This is a genomic window from Albidovulum sp. (assembly GCF_049646345.1).
GTDB lineage: Bacteria > Pseudomonadota > Alphaproteobacteria > Rhodobacterales > Rhodobacteraceae > Albidovulum.
Genome location: NZ_JBARVQ010000167.1, coordinates 1 through 3,274, shown reverse-complemented (window position 1 = coordinate 3,274; position 3,274 = coordinate 1). Strand labels below are relative to the sequence as shown.

Here is a 3,274-nt window from a genome sequence, read left to right as displayed (position 1 = left end):
CGTCAGCGCCAGCGCCAGAACGCCTGCGCGTTGTCGCAATAGAAAAAATGCGCTCCCGTCAAAAACACGCTCCCGTCAAAAGTGCTGCATTTGCGATGCTGGCAAAGACGGCTGAGCATCACTATATTGTGTGGAATGCGGCGCGGCGAAGGCAAGGTGTAGAATATGAGCGATGATGAACGCGCGGCTGCGGATGAGCGCTTGCGGGAACAGTTCAAAGACCTGTCTTCTGGGATGGGAAACTTCGGGGCGGCGCACAAAGCGGCACTCGGATTGGGTGCAACGGGAATCTTTGCAGACATGGCGCGCCAGTCCGAACAGATGCGGCGCATCGTGGACCCGGTGGGTGCTCTGAGCACGGTAGGGCTACGCAGCCTCACCATGGGCATAGATCAAGCGTCATTTGGCCTTTCACCTTCGATTTTGGACAGCCTGAAAATAGACAGTCCCTTTACCCGCATGGCAGCGGATATGGAGCGACAGTCCAAAATCTTTGATAGCCTGTCATTAGGCATAGATCGGCAATTGGGCTTGATGCCCAGCATCATGCGAGACTTTGAGTCCACCTACGCTTTGGGCGTCACGCGGGCGCTGGACCTTCCGCGTATTGGGGCCACCTTCGCGGCCTTGGATATCGGCAAGTATGGGCGCATCTTCGATAGCGTGAATGCCTTGCGGGGTCTTGGCCTTGGACCAGAGTTCGGGGACCGTTTCAGCATTCTTGCGACTGGTCTGACTGAGCAGATGCAGGCCCTTGGCCAAATCGGTAGCATCGCATCGGCGGCGCAATTCGGACTTGGCTTGTCCGGTAGCATCGAAGAAATGCTTGCCCGCACTATCGCCGCACAAGAGGCGCTGGCGGAACAAGAGCAAGCGCCAGTTGATGAGACAACGCGCCAGAGGCTGGCGCGTCAGTTGCAGTTGCTCTGCAACATCATCACCATTCTGTCTTTCTTCATGATGGTGGCGCTGGAAATCGAAGACCGGCTTGCCGACGATGAAGACGCGGCCATTCGCGCGAACACAGACACAATGGAGCAAATGCAAGTCTCAATCGACGCGCTCACGTCTCAGCTACAGGAAGTGACCGCCGCGCAAGAGGCCGCAACAGAACAAGACAGGGCCGCTGACGCGGCTATTGCGGACCTTCTGCGCGAGATTGCTGATAGCTTATCAGACCAAGAGGAACCGGAAACTGTGGAGACTGAAACAAAGCCGCCGCCCAAGGCTGACTAGGTCATGTTGACAAATGGCGGAGCCATAGACGGATCGATGTGATGTCGATGAAGCCGAGGAAGCTCTCGGCGGTCTTTTCGTAACGGGTGGCGACGCGTCAGGCGTTCTTGAGCTTTTTGAAGCACCGCTCGACGTGGTTGCCCAGACGGTAGAGGGTGCGGTCGACGGCCACGCGCTGTTTGCGGGTCTTGCGCATCGGGATGACTGGCACGACGTTGTGCGCCTCCATGGTTTTGCGAACGTTGTCAGAGTCATAGCCTCGATCTGCCAGCAGGACAGACGACTCTGGCAGGTTATCGGCCATGACCAGATCGAAGCCCAGGTAGTCCGATGTCTGGCCCGGCGTGACCTCCGACCTCATGGGCAGTCCTGTGCCGTTGACGCGGAGGTGGATCTTGGTCGTAAAGTGGTAGGTGGTCCAGAAAACGATCCAGTGGATCGTTTTCCCACCGGACGCCCTTGAACGGCCAAAACCCTGTCGCCTTCGCCATGGTGCTTGAACCGGTGGCGCACAATGGCTCAGCCCCCTTTAGCGCCCGCTGCCTCCCTCTCAGTGATTGCATCGCAATCGCTTGCCGGGCAGCGGATGATGGGCGCGAACTACGGTGCTGTCGATCATTTGCAGGGCATCGGGAACCAGCCGACTTTCGTTAAGCGCGTCCATGATCTGCTCCCAGAGCCCGGCCAGCGTCCAGCGCCGGAACTGGCGGTAGACCGACGACCACTTGCCGAACTCTTCCTGCAGGTCACGCCAGGGCGATCCGATGCGCGCAATCCAGAAAATCCCATCCAGAACAATAGGATGGATCGTGGGTTTGCGTCCGTTCGGGGCGCGGACCGCCAAGATGAAGGTCTCATGAAAGGCCCATTCTTCGTCCGACATCAGGTCTCGTGCCAAGCTGGTCTCCATAGCAGATACCAGCTTGAATCACGTACAGAGCGCCCTGCGAATCCCTTTTGTCAACACGGCCTAAACGAGCACCTGGAGCAGCACAAATGCGCGACAGGTCCAGGCTGACGCCCCTGTCCGCACCTCAAGAGGACGCACTGATAAGGTCAGAGGCCTTTTCCCCGATCATGATCGCGGGGGCGTTGGTGTTGCCCGACACGATTTCGGGCATGATCGAACAATCGGCAACCCGCAGGCCGGTGATCCCGTTCACCCGCAACGCGTCGTCAACGACGCTGTCCGGGCCTTTGCCCATCTTGCAGGTGCCGGTCGGGTGATAGATCGACACGCTGTTGTCGCGCGCCCAGTCCAGCGTGCCTTCATAATCGTCCATGTCGAGCGCAGCGGTCGGACGGAATTCGGCCGAGATTTTCGAGGTCAGCGGCGCGTGGCGCGCGATTTTCCGGGCGATCCGCACGCCTTCGACCAGGGTCCGGCAGTCGGTTTCGGTCGAGAGGTAGTTGGGGATGATCTTCGGATAGGCCGCGGGGTCCGGGCCTGCCAGCCTGATTTCACCCCGGCTTTCGGGGCGAAGCTGGCAGACCGACATGGTGAAGGCCGAAAACGGATGCACGCCTTCGCCGGGGCTGTCAGCCGACCAGGGTTGAACGTGGAACTGGATATCGGGCGTTTCCACATCGGGCCGGGTCTTGAAGAAACCGGTGGCAAGGCTTGCCGCCATCGTCATCGGCCCCGACCGGAACAGCGCGTATTTCAGCGCAATCCGCGCCTGATTGGTCAGGCTGCGCACTTCATCATTCAGCGTCGGTTCGTTGCATTTATAGACCAGACGCGCCTGCAGATGGTCCTGCAGGTTCTTGCCGACTGCGGGCAGGTCGTGCAGGGGCGTGATCCCGTTTTCTTTCAACTGGGCCGCCTCGCCGATCCCCGATTGCATCAGGATCTGGGGGGAGCCGATGGCGCCGCCCGACAGGATAACCTCGCACCGCGCTGTCGCGGTGATCACCCTGCCCCCCGCATCCTTGTAGGTCACGCCGGTTGCCCGTTTTCCGTCAAGCTCGATCCTCTGGACGGCCGCGCGTGTGACGATCTGCAGGTTCTCCCGCGACCGGGCAGGTTTGAGATAGG

The 3,274-nt window shown here is 59.8% G+C and carries 2 protein-coding genes and 1 pseudogene; 1 reads left to right on the top strand and 2 read right to left on the bottom strand.

Annotated elements, in window-relative coordinates:
• Positions 1 to 165 precede the first annotated feature (165 nt).
• Complete coding sequence (locus WBB85_RS04200) at positions 166 to 1,236, top strand: hypothetical protein (RefSeq protein WP_432637375.1); 1,071 nt, start codon at positions 166 to 168, stop codon at positions 1,234 to 1,236.
• A 1-nt stretch (position 1,237) separates the two neighbouring features.
• Here WBB85_RS04200 and WBB85_RS04195 read toward each other — a convergent pair.
• Positions 1,238 to 2,146, bottom strand: a pseudogene (locus WBB85_RS04195) (IS5 family transposase).
• A gap of 124 nt (positions 2,147 to 2,270) precedes the next feature.
• A partial coding sequence (locus WBB85_RS04190; RefSeq protein ID WP_432637374.1) for a GMC family oxidoreductase occupies positions 2,271 to 3,274 on the bottom strand: 1,004 nt, incomplete at its 5' end.

What these genes read in the sequence shown, in the direction of transcription:
- WBB85_RS04200 (WP_432637375.1), top strand. Translation starts at nt 166, where the DNA reads ATGAGCGATGATGAACGCGCGGCTGCGGATGAGCGCTTGCGGGAACAG.